At 40.9% G+C, this 23,091-nt stretch carries 17 protein-coding genes; 7 read left to right on the forward strand and 10 right to left on the reverse strand.

Annotated features, from left to right (window positions below; translation table 11 throughout):
• The first annotated feature begins 102 nt into the window (after nt 1-102).
• Nucleotides 103-204 carry an aconitase X swivel domain-containing protein gene (locus BM135_RS17870; RefSeq protein ID WP_422646150.1) on the forward strand — a complete coding sequence of 34 codons (102 nt, stop codon included), beginning with the start codon at nt 103-105 and terminating at the stop codon, nt 202-204.
• 130 nt (nt 205-334) lie between these two features.
• Here BM135_RS17870 and BM135_RS03260 read toward each other — a convergent pair whose 3' ends face one another.
• Nucleotides 335-682, reverse strand: a complete 348-nt coding sequence (locus BM135_RS03260; RefSeq protein WP_092517774.1) for a hypothetical protein — start codon at nt 680-682, stop codon at nt 335-337.
• Between the two features lie 183 nt (nt 683-865).
• Here BM135_RS03260 and BM135_RS03265 point away from each other — a divergent pair, with 183 nt between their 5' ends.
• Entirely contained in the window at nt 866-2,548 is a 1,683-nt protein-coding gene (locus BM135_RS03265; protein WP_092517776.1) for a hypothetical protein, read from the forward strand.
• A gap of 12 nt (nt 2,549-2,560) precedes the next feature.
• The gene (gene eno / locus BM135_RS03270; RefSeq protein ID WP_092517778.1) at nt 2,561-3,796 is read left to right on the forward strand and encodes a phosphopyruvate hydratase; all 1,236 of its coding nucleotides are present in this window, start codon (nt 2,561-2,563) and stop codon (nt 3,794-3,796) included.
• Between the two features lie 96 nt (nt 3,797-3,892).
• Here eno (BM135_RS03270) and BM135_RS03275 read toward each other — a convergent pair whose 3' ends face one another.
• Nucleotides 3,893-4,717 (reverse strand): AraC family transcriptional regulator, encoded by an 825-nt coding sequence (locus BM135_RS03275; protein ID WP_092517962.1) that lies wholly within the window; start codon nt 4,715-4,717, stop codon nt 3,893-3,895.
• A gap of 285 nt (nt 4,718-5,002) precedes the next feature.
• On the reverse strand, nt 5,003-6,907 hold the full coding sequence (speA, locus tag BM135_RS03280; protein WP_092517780.1) for a biosynthetic arginine decarboxylase: 1,905 nt from the start codon (nt 6,905-6,907) through the stop codon (nt 5,003-5,005).
• A 673-nt stretch (nt 6,908-7,580) separates the two neighbouring features.
• Here speA and metK point away from each other — a divergent pair.
• Nucleotides 7,581-8,735, forward strand: a complete 1,155-nt coding sequence (gene metK, locus BM135_RS03285; RefSeq protein ID WP_092517782.1) for a methionine adenosyltransferase — start codon at nt 7,581-7,583, stop codon at nt 8,733-8,735.
• Nucleotides 8,736-8,807: 72 nt separating this feature from the next.
• On the forward strand, nt 8,808-9,305 hold the full coding sequence (locus BM135_RS03290; protein WP_092517784.1) for a SprT family zinc-dependent metalloprotease: 498 nt from the start codon (nt 8,808-8,810) through the stop codon (nt 9,303-9,305).
• Nucleotides 9,306-9,447: 142 nt separating this feature from the next.
• Here the strand turns inward: BM135_RS03290 and BM135_RS03295 are convergent, their stop codons facing one another.
• Nucleotides 9,448-9,795, reverse strand: a complete 348-nt coding sequence (locus BM135_RS03295; RefSeq protein WP_092517786.1) for a DUF6694 family lipoprotein — start codon at nt 9,793-9,795, stop codon at nt 9,448-9,450.
• An 854-nt stretch (nt 9,796-10,649) separates the two neighbouring features.
• Between BM135_RS03295 and BM135_RS03300 the strand changes: the two genes are divergently transcribed.
• A complete protein-coding gene (locus BM135_RS03300; RefSeq protein WP_092517788.1) occupies nt 10,650-11,786 on the forward strand; it encodes an ABC transporter substrate-binding protein in 1,137 nt (378 codons plus the stop codon).
• Between the two features lie 289 nt (nt 11,787-12,075).
• Nucleotides 12,076-13,560 (forward strand): aldehyde dehydrogenase family protein, encoded by a 1,485-nt coding sequence (locus BM135_RS03305; protein ID WP_092517790.1) that lies wholly within the window; start codon nt 12,076-12,078, stop codon nt 13,558-13,560.
• A 55-nt stretch (nt 13,561-13,615) separates the two neighbouring features.
• Here BM135_RS03305 and BM135_RS03310 read toward each other — a convergent pair whose 3' ends face one another.
• The 6 genes from BM135_RS03310 to rlmD form a co-directional block, all read right to left on the reverse strand.
• The gene (locus BM135_RS03310) at nt 13,616-15,001 is read right to left on the reverse strand and encodes an SLC13 family permease (protein ID WP_092517792.1); all 1,386 of its coding nucleotides are present in this window, start codon (nt 14,999-15,001) and stop codon (nt 13,616-13,618) included.
• Between the two features lie 353 nt (nt 15,002-15,354).
• Nucleotides 15,355-16,656, reverse strand: coding sequence for a phosphopyruvate hydratase (gene eno / locus BM135_RS03315; protein WP_092517794.1), 1,302 nt, complete (start codon nt 16,654-16,656; stop codon nt 15,355-15,357).
• A 100-nt stretch (nt 16,657-16,756) separates the two neighbouring features.
• A complete protein-coding gene (gene pyrG, locus BM135_RS03320; protein WP_092517796.1) occupies nt 16,757-18,394 on the reverse strand; it encodes a glutamine hydrolyzing CTP synthase in 1,638 nt (545 codons plus the stop codon).
• Between the two features lie 260 nt (nt 18,395-18,654).
• The gene (mazG, locus tag BM135_RS03330; RefSeq protein ID WP_092517809.1) at nt 18,655-19,446 is read right to left on the reverse strand and encodes a nucleoside triphosphate pyrophosphohydrolase; all 792 of its coding nucleotides are present in this window, start codon (nt 19,444-19,446) and stop codon (nt 18,655-18,657) included.
• Between the two features lie 45 nt (nt 19,447-19,491).
• Nucleotides 19,492-21,729 carry a GTP diphosphokinase gene (gene relA, locus BM135_RS03335; protein WP_092517811.1) on the reverse strand — a complete coding sequence of 746 codons (2,238 nt, stop codon included), beginning with the start codon at nt 21,727-21,729 and terminating at the stop codon, nt 19,492-19,494.
• A 9-nt stretch (nt 21,730-21,738) separates the two neighbouring features.
• Nucleotides 21,739-23,076, reverse strand: a complete 1,338-nt coding sequence (gene rlmD, locus BM135_RS03340; RefSeq protein ID WP_092517964.1) for a 23S rRNA (uracil(1939)-C(5))-methyltransferase RlmD — start codon at nt 23,074-23,076, stop codon at nt 21,739-21,741.
• Nucleotides 23,077-23,091 lie beyond the last annotated feature (15 nt).

The raw sequence follows: 23,091 nt of genomic DNA on the forward strand, positions 1-23,091 counted from the left end.
TATAGGCCATAGCGCATTTTCCTTTGGCGAGAAAGATGCCTACTATAGCAACTGACCACCTTTTTCAGAAATTGCACCTATCATGCGAATCCAAGTTTTATAATCTATGAAGCAGCTCAGAAAGGTAATGCGCCATCAGCGATTATTTGTAACAATGTAGATCCCATCTTATTTGAATCTGCAATGATTATTGATATTCCCTGATTTGATCAATTTCAAGATAATGTATTAAATATTTTTAGTAATAATAGCACCGTAATCATCAACGGTAAATCAATAGAAACTTTCTGAATAATCTCTGATACAGTTACAAATTGGTTGTTCTACAACTAATCTACAACATATTACTTTGTAATATCTGACTCTTAACCCAATATTTTTCTTGACATATATTATGAAAATTCTTTTCGCGCGGAGTAATTAAAAATCCGTTACTATCCAGTACCTTATAACTCATCCATTTCTCTTGGCATAACTCTTCAGAAGATTCATTATCCTCTTTTTCAGACTCTTCCAGATAAAGAATACTTACCCCGTTATCAAACATATAAACAACTTCCTTATCTTCAAGGATCAAGTTTTCATCCGTTAAAAAATTATTTTTTTCATTTTTTGAAATGATCTTAACAGGCGAAGATAATGATTTTATAGCCAAAATATAAATTAATAAAGATTGCGTCATTTCACTATCCATCTCTCTAAAATTTTTAATAGTATATCATACTAAAATTGGAAACATAACTTCATGTTAAATTAAGTGATGTCAGATGTCAGATATTTGATACATTATGACAGAATTTAGATATTAATTAAGATAGCGTTATTCTACGATACTGTAAAAGATAAAAACAATTTGGAGACGATCATGACTAATGATAATGATTATTGGACTTATGATCCTAGAGGAAATCTGGCTTGTGAAGTTATTAAACTGGCTAAGAGAGTTAGTATTTCAGAACACAAAAACAGAGAGATATTATTTTTTGATAATACCAAACTTAGTTTTTGCAACTATAGCCAAATTTACAAAAGCATTATAAACATTTTCAAAGAAAGAGACATAATAAATATCAAATACGTCTGCCAATCTGTTCGAGGAACCATGACGCAACAGATTAGAGAGCTGGCTTCAGAATTATCAAAGAATAACTACTCTGCTGCAATAATCGCCCTGGCAGATATGGGAACTTCAGTAATGACAACCATTCTGGCTGGTGAATTAGAGAAAAAAGGAATACCCGCATTATTAATTACTTCACCTCCAGGCAATTATTTAGCAGAACATGTCGCATTTTATCGATTTGGTAAGTTGTGTATTTGCCATATAGATATATATCAAGCAAGTAAAATAGAAGAAATAGAGAATGAAATTGAGAAACAAAAAGAATATATCATTAGTTCTCTGACTAAAAATGAAGTTGAATTAGATAAGTTATCCATATTAAAACCTAAAATGGATTTAGATAAAGTAAACTCAGATAAAAAAGAAATCCGACTTATAAACTCAGATGAATTAATGAAGGAATATGATAATCTTTCTATTGGTGATGGATTACCTATAATACCACCGACACAGGAAAGATATATCCAAATGCAGCAATATTGCCAGGAGCCAGTAGACAAAGTAGTTATTCCGGAAGCTGGCCCCTCAGGACAGAATATTACTATTAATGATATTATTATTAACAGTATTCTGGCAGGTTGTGAACCTCAATATTTACCTATTATCATTGCAACATTTTATGCAATGGCAGAAAGTAAATTTAATTTCCAGCAATCAATTACCACTTCTTACAACGGTGGAAACCTTGTTCTCGTCAGTGGGCCAATAGCCAAAGAAATAGGAATGAATTCGGGGCAAGGATGTTTAGGACCGGGATTTCGGGCAAATGCCACCATCGGAAGAGCAGTTAATTTAACAATTTTAAATGTCTGTCGGGCTTACCCGGGAAAAGCTGATTTAGGTTGTTTGGGATCTCCCGCTGAATTTACCTATTGTTTTGCAGAAAGTATAGAGAATAGCCCATGGGAAACCATCAATGAAGAAAATTATGACAAGGAAATTACAACGGTTTATCTCATGAAGGGAGAACCTCCTACAGATGTTGTGGATTTCTTAAGTCAGGATGCCGATAGTTTATTATCTGTCATTATTGATAGTGCAACTCATCTTGGGCGAATGAATGCCTATGTACCGGGTCGGATAATGGTTATTTTGACACCTGACCATGTTAAAATTTTAACGAACTCAGGATGGACAAAAAATGGTCTTCGACAATATTTACATGAGGAAATTTATAATCTCCGTTCTGATGTTGATGGAAAAGGAATAGTCCCTGTCAGACCAAAGCAATTCTCTGAGCGAGAGAAAATACCCGCAACACGCTCACCACTTGATATTGATTTAGTTGTTGCCGGAGGTCGTGGGGGGCATTCAGCCATTATTGCCAGTTGGGGGCTTTATTGTGATGCAGTATTAAAACCATTAACTTTACCTTCAGGAAAATTAGCAAAATCCATTACTGACTTTTACGTTCAAAAAGACTAGTTGAGAATATTTATGGCTAAAATAATTGATATTATTTCACGCGAAGTATTTGACTCAAGAGCAGATATTACGTTAGAAGTTGAAGTAATCCTTAATACAGGAAATAGAGGTCGCGTAATTATTCCAACAGGAAGTTCAATAGGAAAATATGAAGCAATTGAAGTTCGTGACAATGATAAAAATAGATTTGATGGAAAAGGAGTAAAATGTGCCATTGATATTATTAATAAAATAATTAAACCAAAAATATGTGGTTTATCGCCTTTCGAACAGGAATCAATTGATAATATTTTAATTGAACTGGATGGAACTAATAATAAAAGTCACTTAGGTGCCAATTCTATTTTAGGTGTCTCTTTAGCTGTAGCTCAATCTGCTGCGATTGAGAAAAACGTTTATCTCTATGAATATCTTAAGAAAGATGACGATCTTTTTATTCCTCAACCAATTTTTTCTATGCTGTCTGGGGGAAGGCATGGTGATGGGAATTGTGATTTTCAAGATTTTCAAATTATTGTCTCAAATAAAACAAATTTAAAGGATTCCATGCAGATTGGAAAAAACATCTATCTTAAACTTCGTGATATTCTGCTAAAAAGCAACATGTGTATAGGCGTTTCTGGTACAGGTAGTTTTATGCCCTCATTAAAATCGAATGAAGATGGCTTATTATTACTAATGGAAGCTATATATAATGCAGGTTATGAAGTTGGAAAAGAAGTCAATTTAAGCATGGATATTGCCGCTGAAATGTTTTTTAAAAATGGGAAATACCATCTTGCAACCGACGGTAATATTCTATCCACAGATGATTTTGTTACTTATTTAAAAGATATTTGCAATAAATTTCCTATTTCATTAATTGAAGATCCTTTAGCTGAAGATGATTTCAAAGGATGGATTGCTCTTTCACAGGCTGTTGGTAAAAGAATTGAACTAGTTGGTGATGATTTATTCACAACCAACATTGAGCGATTTAAAGACGGTTTATCTAAAGGTATCGCTAATTCTATACTAATTAAACCCAATCAGATTGGAACAGTAACTGAAACAATTAACTTGGTATCTTATGCTAAACAAGTTGGTTATAAGACTATTCTTTCCAGACGTTCTGGGGAAACAGAAGATACAAGTATAGCCGATTTAGCGGTAGCTTTAAAAACAGATAAAGTTAAATTTGGTTCTTTTGCCAGAACAGAGTCTCTGGCTAAATACAATCGCCTATTAAGAATTGAAGAAAAACTATAGTATATATAGCTATTATAGCGGGAATGATAATGTTTTAGAGCTGCTTATTTTTGTTAAAATGATTATGTAACCACATAATCATTTTAATGATGACCTTTATGAATTCAATTTCTTATATCTGCTTGGCGTAATATTTAATCTTTCTCTAAAAAAGGAAATAAATGCGCTAGTTGATGAAAAGTCTAAAATATAAGCAACCTCTGTTATTTTCTTACCTGAAAGTAATAAATTTATCGATAGAGTCAATCTATATTTTTGACGCCATTGTTGATAATTCATTCCCGTTTCTTTGATAAATAATCTATGAATAGTTCTTTCTGAGGCTCCAACGATAGTTATAAATTTATTTAATTTTGGGGGTAATAGCTCTTTTTTAATAAATGAAGAAAGTATATTATTAACTCTATAATCATGTGGGATTTCAGGAAGTTTATTTTCTTTTATAATTGAAGATAAATTTTTTATTAAAATGGACTGCAAATGATATTCTATTCCTACATTCCAATTAGAATTGAATGACATGTCACATATTGATTCAATAATCTCGTGCATAAGCGACGTGGCATTGTAAATTTTCACTTCTTTAGGAAGTTGGGGGAAAATTTCCTGATCAATATAAATTGCTCTGAATTCAGCTTCATTTTTTAAAGTAACTTCGTGAGGAGTACCAGCAGGTACCCATACGATTTGATTAGCTAAAATATCATATGTGGTGTCTGTTAATATTAGTTTTGCCATACCACTATTTAGAGATATCAACATTCCTTTTTGATGTGTGTGTATTTTGTCTCTTAATGATCGACTATCTTTACTAATAAATTTAGCTCGGATCGGTACAATGCAGGCAGTTATAGTATCGGGATCAAAATATTCATTTAGTAGTTCTGGATTGTTAAATATTTGTTTGGATATTTTTGCCACTTTTAACCTCACAATATCGTTTAACATCATTCCCACATAAAAAATTTTTCATACCACTCTTCTGTCAGATTTACATTATTTTTTAAAAAAATCTACTAACTGTTTCAAATAATAATGAAATGGCATCAGAATAGTGGTATCAGAAAAAATAATGGAAATATATTTATGAGAAGATTGCAAATATAGATAACAAATAGCCATTCAAAGCCAAAGTATTGGCTAAGAGCTTGACTAAGAATGACTATTAGTGAAGGTCAATTAATGAAGGTTAATAACTAATAAAGATTACTCATCTTCCAAATAAGTGTAACCATATAAGCCGTTTTCAAACTCTTGCAGGAACTGTTCCTGTAAATTTTCGTCCAGATCAGCCGATTTCACCTGATCACGGAAACGAGTCAACAGTATCTGCGGCTCAAGTTTGACGTATTGCAGCATATTGGCGACAGAATCACCTTCTTCGCTTTGCTGATAAGTTACTTCACCATTTTCTGCAAAATAAACATCAATGGCTGCTGTATCACCAAACAAGTTATGCATGTTGCCCAGAATTTCCTGATAGGCCCCGACCATAAAGAAACCGATCAATGGCGGGTTTTCTGGATCATAAGCGGGCATTGGCATTGTTGTCGCCACACCATCACCATCAACATAATGGTCAATCGTACCGTCAGAATCACAGGTGATATCCAACAGAACGGCACGGCGATCCAGCGGCTTATCCAGCCCTTCAATCGGCAAGACCGGGAAAAGCTGATCAATTCCCCACGCATCCGGTATTGACTGGAATAACGAGAAGTTCACGTAAAATTTATCTGCCATGCGCTCTTGTAATTCATCAATGATCGGACGATGGGCACGATTGCTTGGATCAAGATCCTGCTGAATATGGCGACAGATATTTAAATACAGTTCTTCCGCCCATGCACGCTCTGACAGATTCAACATACCGTGAGCATACTGAGTATGAACATCATGCAGATCAAACTGGCTATCATGCAACCATTCACGCAGGGAGCGGCGGCTGCCGTCAGATTGCATCTCCGTCCATGTTTTCCACAGACTGGTCAGGGGACGCGTTGCATTTTCTGCCGGTGGCGTTGTTTCAGTGAATTCATTGCGTTCAACCCCAATCACATTGGAGACCAAAACTGTATGATGAGCTGTCAATGCACGACCGGATTCCGTAATAACTGTCGGGTGAGACAGGCCGTGTTCTTCACATGCATCACCAATTCCCCAAATAACGTTATTTGCGTATTCATTCAAACCGTAGTTAACCGAGCATTCTGACTGAGAGCGTGTGCCTTCATAATCGACACCTAATCCACCACCTACGTCGAAGCACTGAATATTGACACCCAGTTTAGACAGCTCGACATAAAAGCGTGCAGATTCACGTACACCCGTTGCCACATCACGAATATTCGCCAATTGGGAACCCAAGTGGAAATGCAGCAATTGCAAACTATCCAAGCGCCCTACTGCACGCAACATCTCAACCAATTGCAATACCTGCGCCGCAGCCAAACCAAACTTGGATTTCTCTCCACCACTGGACTGCCATTTTCCCGCTCCTTGTGAAGCCAAACGTGCCCGCACCCCAAGACGTGGTATCACATTGAGGCGCTCAGCCTCTTCCAGCACCATAGCGATTTCAGACATCTTCTCGATAACCAGATACACCTTGTGTCCCAGCTTTTCACCGATCAGCGCCAGACGAATATATTCCCGATCCTTATAACCATTGCAAACAATCACAGTACCTGTCATGCCTGCATGAGCCAAGACTGCCATTAATTCCGCTTTGGAACCTGCTTCCAATCCAACTGGTTCATCAGCGTTTGCTAATGTTTCAATGACACGGCGCTGCTGGTTCACCTTAATCGGGTAAACAAGGAAGTAATCCCCTTTATACCCATAAGATTCACGGGCGCGCTTAAACGCCCCATTAATCGAACGCAAACGATGTTGCAAGATCTGGGGAAAACAAAACAATGCCGGCAAACGCAATTGTTCTTTTTCTTCCTGAACTTTCTTCACCAGATCGGCGAGTTCAATTTGAGCTCCCGGTAAATCAGGGTTTGGGCAAACACTGACATTACCCAGATCATTGACATAGTAATAGTTGCCGCTCCAGTATGCGATGTTATAGGTCTGACGCATTTTGCGAGCGATATTATCATTCATGGCAGTCTCCTTTATGGAGTCGAGGTTTGCCTTCACCTGTAAGGTCAATAACCCAAGACACTATTTTATCGTGCGTATCTTGCGCATTAAAAAATGTCAGGGAACAGCATGCTCTTAAATTATAAGGACGTTTAGAGAGTACTAAACAATATATTTACTGTGTGATATTTACTGTGTGGCTATATGAATGATGCCAACTCAATATTACCCACTTATGTGTTACGAGTAACATCGGAATGAGAGTATATTCAAAAGGAAGGAATAAGATGTGAAGACATCAATGACATAATGTGGCTGTTGGCCGTTAACAATCAGCAGATAATGGTTCATAACCCCATTCACCCCACATGGCTTACTTGCAGCAAGCCGTTTCTCAATTGAGAAGCAGGACACGCATACATTTCCTGCAAACACCTGTAACTTTAAGTACAAAAATTAACTTATGTTACGCGCGCAGTTTATACCTGTAATCCAATAAAATTGCAAAATGAAATTGACCTAAATGAAACGAGTACCTCCATCCTTTTCAAAGGGGAAAGCTAAAGTGTCACGCACCGAAAGATATTTAAAATTAAAAAAACTGGTAACCTTGGCAAGAGTAACTTAAAATAGCCGTCTAGATGGTAAAACATCCGCCCTTAAACCAAGATTATATTTAAGGTAATAAAATATAATGACTACACATCTTTTCACTTCTGAGTCTGTTTCAGAAGGACATCCAGACAAAATTGCCGATCAGATTTCCGATGCCGTTCTAGATGCAATTTTAGAGCAAGATCCTAAGGCTCGAGTTGCCTGCGAAACTTATGTTAAAACAGGCATGGTGATGGTTGGAGGCGAAATCACCACTAGCGCTTGGGTGGATATTGAAGAAATTACTCGCCGTACTGTACGTGAAATCGGCTATACCAGTTCCGATATGGGATTTGATGCCAGCTCATGTGCCGTTATCAGCGCAATAGGTAAACAATCTCCTGATATCAATCAGGGTGTTGATCGTGCAGATCCTCTGGAGCAAGGTGCAGGAGATCAGGGCTTGATGTTTGGTTATGCAACCAACGAAACTGATGTTCTCATGCCAGCACCTATCACCTATGCACACCGTTTGGTTGAGCGTCAGGCTGAAGTGCGTAAAAACGGTACTCTACCGTGGTTGCGTCCTGATGCAAAAAGTCAGGTAACCTTCCAGTACGATAATGGCAAGATTGTTGGTATTGATGCAGTTGTACTTTCAACCCAGCACTCCGAAGATATCGCTCAAAAAGCGCTACAAGAAGCTGTGATGGATGAGATCATCAAGCCTGTACTGCCTACTGAATGGCTTACTCCGATGACCAAATACTTCATTAACCCGACAGGTCGCTTCGTGATCGGTGGTCCAATGGGTGACTGTGGTCTGACTGGTCGTAAGATCATTGTTGATACCTATGGTGGTATGGCTCGTCACGGTGGTGGTGCATTCTCAGGTAAAGATCCATCCAAAGTTGACCGTTCAGCAGCCTATGCAGCACGTTACGTTGCTAAAAATATCGTTGCGGCAGGTTTGGCTGATCGCTGTGAAATCCAAGTGTCTTACGCCATCGGGGTTGCTGAACCGACATCTATCATGGTGGAAACATTCGATACAGAGAAAATTCCAACCTCAACACTGACTCAATTAGTGCGTGAATTCTTTGATCTGCGCCCTTATGGTCTGATTAAAATGTTGGATCTGTTACACCCAATCTATCGCGATACCGCAGCCTACGGACATTTTGGTCGTGAACAGTTCCCTTGGGAAGCAACAGATAAAGCTGAAATTCTGCGCTCAGCAGCAGGATTGAAATAATTCTTTGCTAATATATGAAACCCGCAGCACTGCGGGTTTTTATTATGATTAAAAAAACAGTATTCCGCCGCAATGAAATTCGTTAGAGTTCCCCTCTCCTTACAGCAAACTGTTATGCACACCATGCGACAAAAATTAACTCAGGCGAGTTATTTTTGGCAGCAAAATTTTCCTGAACCCCACATAACCTATCAGCAACGAGGAACAGCTGCCGGCACTGCCCGACTGCAAGATTGGGAGATCCGCCTGAATCCTATTTTGTTAATCGAAAATCAACAAACATTCATTGATGAAGTTATTCCACATGAATTGGCGCATCTATTGGCTTATCATCAATTTGGCAAGGTTGCCCCACACGGAAAAGAGTGGCACTTTATCATGGAAACAATATTTAAAGTAAAAGCCAGCCGGACACATCAGTTCCCTGTACATTCTGTCCGCAGTAAAATATTCATTTATTGTTGCAGCTGTCAGCAACATGAGCTGACAATAAGACAGCACAATAAAATTCTCAGAGGAAAAAATTGCTATGTTTGCCGACAATGTGGAGAAAAGCTAATATTATTGTGACAAATTTAATGGAATAAACTTAGCTAAAACCACAAAATGCCCTTCAATCAGGGCACCTTGATTAAAGAATTCGAGGCAATATCAGCGCAAGTACATTATTGTTATCAAATGCACTATGTTATCAGGTACATTTATAATACATTTATCTTTTAATTATATTCGCTGCTTTAATTTTTTCAGCTTCTTCAATGACTTGATCAGCAGTTTTTCCATGAAGGGATTGAAAAAATCTCTGTTCCAACTTTTGTATATCTCCATATTGGATATTCCCATCTTTGTTATCCTTAAACAAATCATCAAAGTCGATACTATTGGTCATGGCAACATTCAATGAATCATCAAATTGTAATTTTTTATCTTCTGATAAAGTATCTCTGATTTTTTCAATGGATGTTTTTACAGCAATTTCATTTGTTCCATCAATTCTGAGTTGATTATCACATCCAACCAATATAAATCCCAATAAACAAACTGTTAACAATTTTCTCATGATCAACCCCACCGATTACCGATAAAGCAATAATAGCAGAAGTAGAGCATATAAATCGTTTTAAGGAAAATTTTTATTACTAAATCAGGAATATTTATAACTTGATTATTTATTACTTTATGTCATTAATAAGCGTTTACTTCTAGCTCTTGTTTTATAAGCATAAAAGTCACACCCGTTATTTTAAATGGCAACCTGATACCGTAGCTTTCTGCTAGTCATCCTCCCAACAATGACATTATCGCTGCGAAAAAAGCAACCGATCTCCGTACCATTTCCGTTAGTATCGAATTCATCGGATACAATACTGAAATATTTCAATATGATTCCTCCAATTCTATTATTAATTTATCTTTAACATTTAGATATTTTTTCGAAAATATAATTTTATATATTCAGATTAATTTTCAACTGTAAATTTTCAGCTTATAGGTTATATGAAATAAATCTTCCTTTTATTATAAAAACACCCCATCAAATTGTTAAAAAATTGTGATTTAAAAACAGCTTTAATAGACATTTATAAATTCAGATTATGCCTTCTATACCCAATGGATTTCAAGATGCGTCGCGACGGCAAGGGAGCGAATCCCCGGGAGCATAGATAATTCTATGTTCATAACAACAGTGACCGGGGTGAGTGAGCGCAGCCAACAAAGAGGCAACTTGAAAGACGAAGGGTATAATGATGGTGACGCCATAACCGATTGTTATTAAATTAAAAGCGTAAAGGTTAAAATTTTTAGCCTAATAAAGTGTAAAAATAGTTGATTGACTTGAATAATAACTATTATTATCTATTTTAAACTGAAATAATACAAAGACTCTTCAATATGCCCTCCTAAGGAGAAACAATGCCTGCCATTCATTACTCCATAAAATACTTTCTGTCTATGTTATTCATATTATTACCATTATATGCTCAAGCCGAAAAAATTATGGTTAAAGATGTCGCAGGGCGTGAAGTGACGGTCAATGCACCTGTTAAACGAGCCATGCTAGCAGATAGCCGAGTGGTTATTGCCCTGAATATCCTGCATCCCTCTGAACCTTTGAAAGGCATTGCAGCGTGGGATAATGCACTGGAGAAAAAAGCCCCTGATCTTGCAACAGCTTATGAAAAGAAATTTCCTCTGTTAAAAAAAATCCCGGTCTTCCCTAATCCTTATACCAGTGATTTCAGCGTCGAAAAAGCCATGACTTATCATCCTGATATGGTTATTTTCGATATTGGTTTGAAACCAAAACTGGATAGCAGCAATACAATTAACTTATTGGAGAAAATAGGTATTCCTGTCATTTTCATCGATTTTCGCCAACACCCTTTAGCCAATACTGTTCCCAGTATGAGATTATTAGGCAAAGTCTTCAGACAGGAAGAAAATGCCAACAAATTCATTCAGTTTTATGAAAATCGTCTATCCATGATTACTAAACGTATTGCGGCATTATCCTCTAAGCAAATCCCCAGCGTTTTTATTGAACGCCATGCAGGAATGTTAGGTGCTGAAGATTGTTGCAATACTTTTGCCAGCAATAATTTCGGCGAGTTTGTTACTGCCGCAGGCGGTGATAATATAGGTAGCAAATGGTTTTCAGGTATGGGAGGAAAAATTAATGAAGAGCAATTATTGGCTACTAATCCCGATTATTATCTGATGACGGTGGCAGATTGGGACACTGTTCATTCAAACAGCCAATCTGTTCCATTAGGTTATACTGGTGATCTGACAACATCCGAAAAACGTTTCCAAAAATTACTCTCTCGCCCCAAGCTGAAAGTTCTGAAATCGTATCGTGAAAAACACGTTATGGCTATTTATCATCAATATTATGATACTCCATTTAATATTATTGCTGTAGAAGCCATTGCAAAGTGGTTACATCCCGAACTTTTCAAAGATATTGACCCTCAAGCTGATAATATTTATGTCCATAAAACATTTACCGCACTTGATGGCAGTGGTGCTTTCTGGATAACCGCAAAATAATTTTTATCCTGAATCCCACTCATTTTGAGTGGGTATTCTCGTTATTTATTTTAGATCGTTATTTATTTTGGTATAGACATACCATCATGGAAATAAATCACAGTCGGAAAAAATTCATTTATATAGTTGTTTTACCTATTAAGAATTGTTTTATCTATTAAGGTTTATATTTATTGATATAGAACTGTTATATTTTATTTCAACTTCAGTGAAAATTAAGAATTAACCGGATAATCACCTTCAAATATATATCCTAGTATACTTAAAATCAAAATATCCGGAGAATATAATGAAAAAACTACATAATATTGAGAAAGAATTATTGCCTTGTAAATCTTATAAGATGTTGATTAATGGTGAATGGGTTGATAGTGTTTCAAAAAATACGCTGCAAAGCTACAACCCTGCAACAGGTGAATTACTGACAGAATATGCAGCAGGTAATGTCGAAGATGTTGAGCTTGCTGTCAAGGCTGCTCAAAAAGCCCTGCCAGCATGGGGTAAAACCTCCGCGTCTGAAAGACAATCTCTATTATTGAAAATTGCCGACCTGCTGGAAGCAGAAGCTGAGCGCTTTATCGTCCTTGAGGCTCTAGATGGTGGTAAAACTCAAACCCTGTGCCGTCATTTTGATATTCCTTTTTCTGTTGATCATTTCCGCTATTTTGCCGGGGTTATCCGTGCTCATTCTGATGCTAGTGATGTCATCGATAACGACACACTGAGCTTAGTAATCAGAGAACCCATTGGTGTGGTAGGGCAGATCATTCCCTGGAATTTCCCGTTATTGATGGCGGCTTGGAAACTCGCACCTGCTCTTGCTGCCGGTAATACTATTGTTATTAATCCTGCAAGCTTAACCCCAATAACTCTACTCGAATTGGGGCGTATCATGAGTCAAGTTCTGCCACCGGGCGTTGTCAATATTGTCACGGGGCGTGGTTCAGTTGTGGGTCAAGCGATCCTCGACCATGAAGGCATTGACAAGGTAGCCTTTACCGGCTCAACTGAAATCGGCTACAACGTTGCCGCAGCAGCAGCGAAAAGACTCATTCCTGCAACTCTGGAATTGGGCGGTAAATCTGCCAATATCGTCTTCCCTGATGCCAATATGAAAAAGGCAATCAAATATGCTGCTAATGCTATTTTGCTGAATCAAGGGCAAGCCTGTGAATCCGGTGCCCGTCTGTTCCTGCATAAAGATATTCACGATAACTTCCTGAATTCACTGAAAACTGTGTTTGAATCAGTCAAGGTGGGAGACCCCATGCTGGCAGAAACAGAAATGGGCAGCCAGGTTAGTGAAGAGCAGATGAATACTATTTTGAGTTACATCGACCTTGCCAAACAGGAAGGTGCAACCATCCTGACAGGTGGAAAACGCATGACAGGAGCGGGATATGATGATGGTTTCTTTATCCAGCCGACAATTCTTGCCAATGTGACTAATAATATGCGGGTTGCGCAGGAAGAAATTTTCGGGCCAGTGCTATGTGTCATTCCATTCAGCAATGAAGAAGACGTTATCGAAATGGCCAATGATTCCGAATATGGTCTGGCAGGTGCGGTATGGACGCAAGATATTAATCGTGCTCTTCGTGTAGCGAAAGCGGTAAAAACAGGCCGTATGTGGATCAATACCTATCACGAGCTGCCCGCCCACGCTCCTTTCGGAGGCTACAAGAAATCAGGACTTGGGCGCGAAACCCATAAGATGATGCTGGATGCTTACACTGAAGTGAAAAACATCTATATCAGTACTAAAGAAGACTAAAAAAACAATCGCCACCCTTGTAGGTGGCGATTCTCACATGATTTTATTCCAATTATTACATCCAGAAGAACCAGGCAACCACAGAAATAATGGCAATACATGCCAAGTTCAACACCATACCCACTTTGACCATTTCTATTTGTTTGATATAGCCGGAACCATAGACAATCGCGTTAGGTGGGGTTGCTACAGGCAACATAAATGCACAGGATGCACCGATACCAATTATCATGGTTAAAGCCATAACTGGCATTCCCAAAGCTTCTGCAACTGTGGCAAAAATAGGCACAAGTAACGCAGCACTCGCGGTGTTACTGGTGAATTCTGTCAGGAAGATAATAAACGCAGTAACCGCAATGATGATCACAAACCAAGGGCTTGCACCAAAAGCTGTGGCCATGCCATTCGCCATAACTTCACTGGCACCAGAATTTTTCAAGACAGCACTCAGTGTCAGACCACCACCGAATAGCATCAACACGCCCCATTCTGTATTATTTTGAATCTGTGACCATGTTGATACACCAGTGATACCAATCAGAATCGCAGCACTCACTGCAATAATCGTATCCAGATCTTTGACACCGCCCAGAGCATCACTGATCAATGAACTGAAAATCCAGCATACTACTGTTAACAGGAAGATAGTCATGGCAATAACACGCTTACCATTCCATTCCAAATGTTCCAATTCCAGATCAAATTTGTGATTTAGATTTGGACGCAGCATGATGTACATTATCCCAACCATAACAGGCAACAGAATAATCACCATTGGCACGCCGTACTTCATCCATGTAAAGAAATCCATACCCAGCTGTGCGGCAGCAATGGCATTTGGCGGACTGCCTACCAACGTCCCCAAACCACCAATACTGGCGCTGTATGCAACCCCTAACAGTACAAATACAAAGGTATTGCGTTCAGTGCGAACATCCAGATTTGCCAGAATACCAAGGATGAGTGGCAACATCATTGCTGCAGTTGCAGTATTGCTGATCCACATGGAAAGTAGCGCAGTAATACCAAATATCAGCAATACCGCCACAGATAAGCGCCCGCGGGCAATCATCAGCAAACGATTAGCTATCAACCTGTCCAGACCTTGGATATGCAGCGCCGTTGCTAGAGCAAAGCCACCAAAGAACAGAAAGATTATCGGGTTTGCGAAAGATTTCAGCGCGTCACCGGTATTCAGCAATCCCATACCAACAGCCAGAATAGGAATACACAGTGCAGTAATGGTGACGTGAATGGCTTCCGTTAACCATAACACACCAACAAATGCCAGTAATGCCAAGCCTGCATTCGCTTTTTCTCCATAAGGCAAAAACTTAAGCAATGCTACAAGCAAGATGATATCCAGCGCGAGAATAATTAAGCCTCTTTTATTTGAGGGTGTAGGCCCAACCGCTGGGGTTAAAGATTCAGAAGCGTCCATGAAGACTCCATAAAACAATGAAACATAACTCTGTAATGTAAAAAAGAATAATTAATGAATCATTGCTATAAATGTTAAAGAATTACATTACATGTGAAATAATAAGGAGTATTAACAAGGAAGAAAATATGAGTTACATAATTTTGGGATCTAATACGTGGGATTTGTTAATTTATTAATAAATAGTTCAGAAAAGGAACAGGACTTTTGTTGTCATATCACACTTTTGTACTGTTACGGTGTAAATAATCACCATAAGAAATAAAATTTTCTTTTATTAAAAAGGCGAAAAAGTATACTCCCTTTCGCCTAAACATAAATAATATTTATTTTTTAGAGGAAACAGTCGACAATTATGCCTGACCTTTCACTTCTTTCAGACCGTTGAAAGGAGCGCGATTGCCCAATGCTTCTTCAATGCGGATCAGTTGGTTGTATTTAGCAACACGGTCAGAACGGCTCATAGAACCCGTTTTGATTTGACCCGCGGCAGTACCTACTGCCAAATCAGCAATAGTTGCATCTTCAGTTTCACCAGAACGGTGAGAAATAACCGCTGTGTAACCTGCATCTTTTGCCATCTTGATTGCAGCCAGAGTTTCAGTCAAAGAGCCGATCTGGTTGAATTTAATCAGGATGGAGTTTGCAATGCCTTTTTCGATACCTTCTTTCAGAATCTTGGTGTTGGTTACGAACAGATCGTCACCAACCAACTGGATTTTGTCACCCAGCACTTTAGTCTGGTAAGCAAAACCGTCCCAATCAGATTCGTTCAGACCATCTTCGATAGAAACGATTGGATACTCTTTAGTCAAGCCTTCCAGATAATGAGTGAATTCCTGAGAGGTGAAAATTTTGCCTTCGCCTTTCAGTTCATAGTTGCCAGTTTCTTCGTTATAGAATTCAGAAGCTGCACAGTCCATCGCCAGAGTAATATCTTTACCCAGTACGTAACCCGCTTGCTCAACCGCTTCTTTGATTGCTGCCAGCGCTGCTGCGTTGGATTCCAGGTTTGGCGCATAACCGCCTTCATCACCCACCGCAGTGCCCATGCCTTTTGCTTTCAGCACTTTTGCCAGATTGTGGAATACTTCGGAACCCATGCGCACAGCTTCTTTCAGTGTGCTTGCACCAACTGGCTGGATCATGAATTCTTGAATATCTACATTGTTATCTGCGTGCTCACCACCGTTAATGATGTTCATCATTGGCAGAGGCATGGAGAATTTACCCGGAGTACCGTTCAACTCAGCGATGTGCTCGTATAGAGGCATACCTTTCGCTGCTGCCGCTGCTTTGGAGTTAGCGAGAGAAACAGCCAAAATCGCGTTAGCACCGAAGTTAGATTTGTTTTCAGTACCATCCAGCTCGATCATGATCTTGTCGATGTTAGCCTGATCTTTCGCATCCTGACCAGCCAGAGCCTGTGCAATCGGGCCGTTGACCGCAGCAATTGCTTTCAGTACACCTTTACCTATGAAGCGAGATTTATCGCCATCACGCAGTTCCAGCGCTTCACGAGAGCCGGTTGATGCACCTGATGGAGCAGCAGCCAGACCTACAAAGCCCCCTTCCAGATGTACTTCTGCTTCTACAGTTGGGTTACCACGGGAGTCGATAATTTCACGGCCAAGCACTTTAACGATTTTGGACATTAGGTTTTCCTCAGTACAAGTTAAATTCCGGGCAACAGATTGAAACTAAAGCGATTATGTTAAAAGCGATTAGCTTAACTCCAATCCATTGCCCCATATCTTATTTCAACTGGCCTTTCTGATATTTGCCTGCGGCTTCAACAAAGCCAGCAAATAACGGATGACCATCGCGAGGCGTTGAAGTGAATTCTGGGTGGAACTGACACGCCACAAACCACGGATGCGCTGGGTTCTCGATAATCTCCACCAGTTTGGTGTCGATTGAACGGCCAGCAACACGCAAGCCTGCATCTTCAATACGTTTCAACAACAAATTGTTCACTTCATAACGGTGGCGATGACGCTCAATGATGTCATCCTGACCGTAGAGTTTACGTACCAGACTGTTTTCAGTCAGATGGCACAACTGGCCACCAACACGCATCGTTCCACCGAGATCGCTCTCTTCACTACGTACTTCTACGTTGCCGTTCTCATCACGCCATTCAGTGATCAAACCAACAACCGGTAACTTACATTCAGGCTCAAATTCAGTAGAATTCGCTCCTGCCAGACCCGCAACGTTGCGAGAGAATTCAATCAGGGCAACCTGCATACCCAGACAAATTCCCAAGTATGGAACCTTGTTCTCACGGGCATAGCGTGCAGTCATGATCTTACCTTCGATACCACGGCCACCGAAGCCACCGGGTACCAGAATCGCATCCAGATCTTTCAACACATCAACACCACGAGTTTCGACGTCCTGTGAATCGATCAGCTTGATGTTGACGGTCAGACGATTTTTCAGTCCGCCGTGTTTCAATGCTTCAATCACTGATTTATAAGCATCTGGCAGTTCAACATACTTGCCCACCATCCCGATGGTAACTTCACCAGATGGATTAGCTTCTTCATAAATGACCTGTTCCCATTCGGACAGATCCGCTTCCGGACGCTCGATGCTGAATCGTTTACAAATATAATCATCTAAGCCCTGAGATTTCAAGAGGGCTGGGATTTTATAAATAGAATCAACATCTTTTAAAGAGATAACTGCTTTCTCTGGTACGTTACAGAAAAGCGCAATTTTTGCCCGCTCATTGGCTGGAACAATACGATCCGAACGACAGATCAACACGTCCGGCTGAATACCAATCGACAGCAATTCTTTTACGGAATGCTGAGTCGGCTTGGTTTTCACTTCGCCCGCAGCTGCCATATAAGGCACCAGAGTCAGGTGCATGAACAGTGTGTTTTCACGACCCACTTCCACCGCCATCTGACGAATGGCTTCGAGGAATGGCAAGGATTCGATATCACCGACAGTACCGCCGATTTCCACCAATACAACATCATGGCCTTCTGCACCACGAATGATACGGTCTTTGATTTCATTGGTGATGTGTGGAATGACTTGAATGGTTGCACCCAAATAATCGCCGCGGCGTTCTTTGCGCAACACTTCAGAGTAGACACGACCCGTCGTAAAGTTGTTACGGCGTGTCATTTTAGTTCGGATGAAACGTTCGTAATGACCTAAATCAAGATCAGTTTCAGCGCCGTCTTCGGTAACGAAAACTTCCCCGTGTTGGGTTGGGCTCATTGTGCCTGGATCGACGTTGATGTACGGGTCCAGTTTCATAATAGTGACATTGAGTCCACGGGCTTCGAGTATAGCCGCCAAAGAGGCTGCGGCAATGCCTTTACCCAGTGAGGATACGACCCCGCCGGTCACAAAAATATAATTAGTTTTCATGCTGAACCTGAAGTTTAGGTTTAAAAGGATGATGAATATAACAGGACGGGAAAGCAGTATACCCTAACCTTAATTTCGCTACAAACCATCTAAACAGGGTAAAGTGCCACATAATCAGCAACCCCCAGAAAAAACCACACTTCTTTCTCTTTAAATTCATTGAGTTATTAGTATGAAATTTTTTCACACAACTTAGGTTATTCAGCCATTTAATTGACATCCTTCTCACTATTTCCGTATATTTTTGCGTGATTGCAGCGCTATACCTTCTGATTTTTCACCCGCTGCCACATTTCTTCCATCTCATCCATTGTAGCAGTTTCCAATGACAAGCCTTTGTCTAGGATCAGTTTTTCGACATTGCGGAAACGGTTTTCAAATTTTTGACAGGCTTTTTGTAGTGCCATCTCCGGTTTATGCCCCAAATGACGGGATAAATTGACTACCGAAAACAGCAAATCACCCACTTCTTCTTCCAATCGGTCTTTATCAACCACCGCTTGCTTCGCTTCGTCCATTACTTCATCAATTTCTTCGTAGACTTTGTCCAGCACTGGCCCAAGTGTATCCCAATCAAAACCCACCGAAGCACAGCGCTTCTGGATCTTATAGGCTTTCATTAGAGCCGGCAGGCTGGCAGGAATATCGTCCAGCACTGAATGCTGATTTTTTTCTGCCCTTTCTGCGGTTTTGCGCTGTTCCCAACTTCCTATCGCCTCTTCGCTGCTGATACCTGCTTGCTGATTGAAAATATGGGGATGGCGGCGTTCCAGTTTGTCACACACCGTCTCACAGATATCGTCAAAATCGAATTGTTGCTGCTCTTGAGCCATTTGGGCATAAAACACGATATGAAACAGCAAATCCCCCAATTCTTCTTTCAGGGCGTTAGCATCATTGCGCTCAATCGCATCGAGCACTTCATAAGTTTCTTCCAGCGTATAAGGGGCAATCATCGCAGAGGTTTGTACTTTGTCCCAGGGACAGCCGTTCTGGGGATGGCGCAACTGCGCCATAATCCCCTTCAGTCGTTCAATAGAGATAGGTTTCATCTTAATCCATGCTTTAATCAATTATTGCTTTAATTACTGCTTTACTCAGTTACCGTGCAAACGTCTGGCTTCAATCACATCAGGTAACTGATTGAGCTTAGCCAATACCCGCCCAAGCACTTGCAAGTTATAAATCTCAATGTTCATATCAATGGTCGCAAGCTGTTGCTTAACATCACTGCGGCTACTGACGCCCAATACATTGACTTTTTCATTGGCGAGGATGGTCGTGATATCACGCAATAATCCACTGCGATCATTGGCAAGGACTCTTACCACAAGTGAATAGCCCGTGGAATAACTCTCACCCCATACCGCTTCGACTATCCGCTCCGGTGAACTAGCTTCAAGCTCCGCCAGTTGATCACAATCAGCACGGTGAATGGAGATTCCCCGCCCACGAGTAATGAATCCAATGATTTCATCACCAGGGATAGGCTGACAGCAACGAGCAATGTGGTGCATTAAGTTGCCAACCCCCTCAACGACAATACAGCCATTATCTTTGCTTGTATTGCGTGGTGTATAGGTTTTGTTCTCCAGATTGCGAAGCGCTTCGCGATCCTCTTCTTCTGCTGTGGTTTTGTTGAATTTGTTTTGCAGGAAGTTTGTTAACTGATGGATGCGGATATCACCGACACCAATGCCTGCCAGCACTTCTTCCAGCGAATGGACGTTATAACGGGCAATCAGTTCTTTTTCCGCTTCCTTGACCGTGATACCTAAATGTGCCAATTCATTGTCCAGCATTTGGCGACCCGCAATGATGTTTTTGTCACGATCTTGCTTGCGGAACCAGTTGTGGATTTTCGCGCGTCCACGGCTGGTCGTCACATAACCGAGGTTAGGATTCAACCAGTCACGGCTTGGGTTAGGCTGCTTTTGAGTGATGATTTCAATCTGATCGCCCATCTTAAGCTGATAGCTGAACGGTACAATACGTCCGCCAATTTTTGCCCCAATACAGCGATGACCGACATCACTGTGAATATGATAAGCAAAATCCAACGGCGTAGAGCCAATTGGCAAATCAATGACATCCCCTTTTGGCGTAAAGACATAAACGCGATCATCAAATACCTGACTGCGCACTTCATCCAGCATCTCGCCGGTATCCGCCATTTCCTCCTGCCATGCGATCAATTTTCGCAGCCATGCAATACGGCTTTCATAACTGCCGGATTTACCACCGCCAACCGCAGTGCCTTCTTTATATTTCCAATGCGCCGCTATTCCAAGTTCCGCATCATCATGCATCTGACGAGTACGGATTTGGATTTCAAGAGTTTTACCGTTCGGTCCCAAGACAACGGTATGAATGGATTGATAACCATTCGGTTTCGGATTGGCAACGTAATCATCGAATTCATCCGGCAAATGACGATAGTGAGTATGTACTATCCCCAATGCTGCGTAGCAATCCTGCAAACGATCGACGACAATCCGCACAGCACGCACATCAAATAATTCATCAAAGGCCAGAGATTTCTTCTGCATTTTGCGCCAAATGCTGTAAATGTGCTTCGGACGCCCATAAATTTCAACGCTGATCCCTTCTTTCAGCATGTAATTACGCATTTTTGTCACAAATTTTTCGATATATTGTTCACGATCAATTCGGCGCTCATGCAGCAACTTGGCAATTTTCTTATATTCATCGGGATGCAGGTAACGGAAACAAAAATCTTCCAGTTCCCATTTTAGCTGCCCAATTCCCAGCCGATTAGCAAGGGGAGCATAGATATTGGAACACTCTTTGGCTGCCAGCACTCGCTCATCTTCACTGGCATCTTTCACTTCCCGCAAGTGGGCAATGCGTTCTGCCAGCTTGATAATCACACAGCGAAAATCTTCCACCATCGCCAGCAGCATCCGACGAACATTATCAACCTGTGCCGAACAAGTAGAGTCAGTATGAGTGGCTTTCAGTTGGCGAATGGCGTCCATTTCCAATACACCATTCACCAAATTCGTGATGGTCTTACCAAATGTTTCTGTCACTGTTTCGCTATCGAGTAGCTTAGCATCAAGGATGGGAAAGAGCAGCGCAGCGCGCATACTGTCATTATCCATGCTCAATGTGGACAGGATCTCCACCATTTCCACACCGCGCCATAACAACAGTTCCGCATCGGGGTGACCTTGGACTTTTTCGTGACAGTATTGCCAGGTTTTGACCAATTTTTCACTGGATTGTGGGTTAGTGATGTTTAAACTTGCGATCCACTTATCAACAGCAAATTCACCTGCCGGTGTGAGATGCGCACTTCTTACCGCAACCATAATTTCTCCCTACTCGATATCCATTAGCCCACTACTAAATAGAGCCATGGATTCCAGATGGCCTGTGTGCGGAAACATATCCAACATCCGCACACTGACTAGATGATAACCAGCCTCCAGCAAGACTTTGCTGTCCCGTGCCAGTGTCGTGGGATTACAGGAAACGTAAACCACTTTTTCGGGAGCCAGTTTTACAATATGTACCATAACACCCGCCGCACCAGCGCGAGCGGGGTCCAGAAGCACTTTATTGAACCCTTGTGCGGCCCAAGGCTGCTGGTGAATATCTGATTCCAGATTTTCATGAAAAAAATCAACGTTATTAAGTTCATTGAGCCGGGCGTTATATTGCCCACTCGCCACCAGCGCAGTAACCCCCTCCACACCAACTACTGTCTGTACTTTAGTGGCAATCGGCAAAGTAAAATTCCCCATGCCACAAAACAGATCCAATACCCTGTCTGTTGGTTGTAAATCCAGCCATGCCAACGCCTGTGCCACCATTTGTTGGTTAACTTCATCATTAACCTGAATAAAATCTTGTGGGCTGAATACCAGTTTTAACCCATCCACCTGATACCACGGTGCTGGTTGCCTCGCTATTAATGGCTCAAGGGATTTTTCATCACCAAGCAGATAAAACGCTACATTGTACTGCACCGAAAAAGTGCACAGTATTTCCTTATCTTCATGCTTAAGTGGATCAAGATGGCGCAGCACAATTAATGGGCCACTGTCAGCCAATACCAACTCCACATGCCCCAAGCGTTTTACTGCATTCAGACTATTCAGGCACTGATGCAGCGGCTGCAATAATTGTTCCAATTCAGGACGCATAACAGGGCAGTGTTTAATATTGACCAAATCGTTGGTCTGGCTCTGGCGGAATCCCATCAATAAATTGCGTTGTTTGGTGTGATATTGCAGACCGAGTCTGGCTCTGCGCCGATAACCATATTCCGGACTGTGAATAATGGGATGTGCGCTGATACTGACACCCGTTTCCCGCTGGATCAAGTGTTCCAGTACACTGGCCTTAGTGTTAACTTGTAGCTCAGTGGTAACGTGCTGCTGCTGACATCCGCCACACACTTTAAAGTGTGGACAATGGGGATCTACACGATGCGGGCTATCTGAGAGCCTCTTCACTACTTTAGCCTTAGCAAATTGGCGTTTTTCCTCTGTCAGTTGGATCTGTGCCTGCTCACCCGGCAATAATCCTGGAATAAAAATAGTTTTTCCCTGATGACGAGCAATGCCTTGCCCTTGTGCATCAAGATTATCTGCGGTAACGGAAATAATGCCTCGGTTTACGAAGCAGCGATTTGGGGAGTAAAATTGCACCATGATTCTGACTGACTT

This window comes from Xenorhabdus japonica (assembly GCF_900115195.1).
In the GTDB taxonomy this organism is placed as follows: Bacteria; Pseudomonadota; Gammaproteobacteria; order Enterobacterales; family Enterobacteriaceae; genus Xenorhabdus; species Xenorhabdus japonica.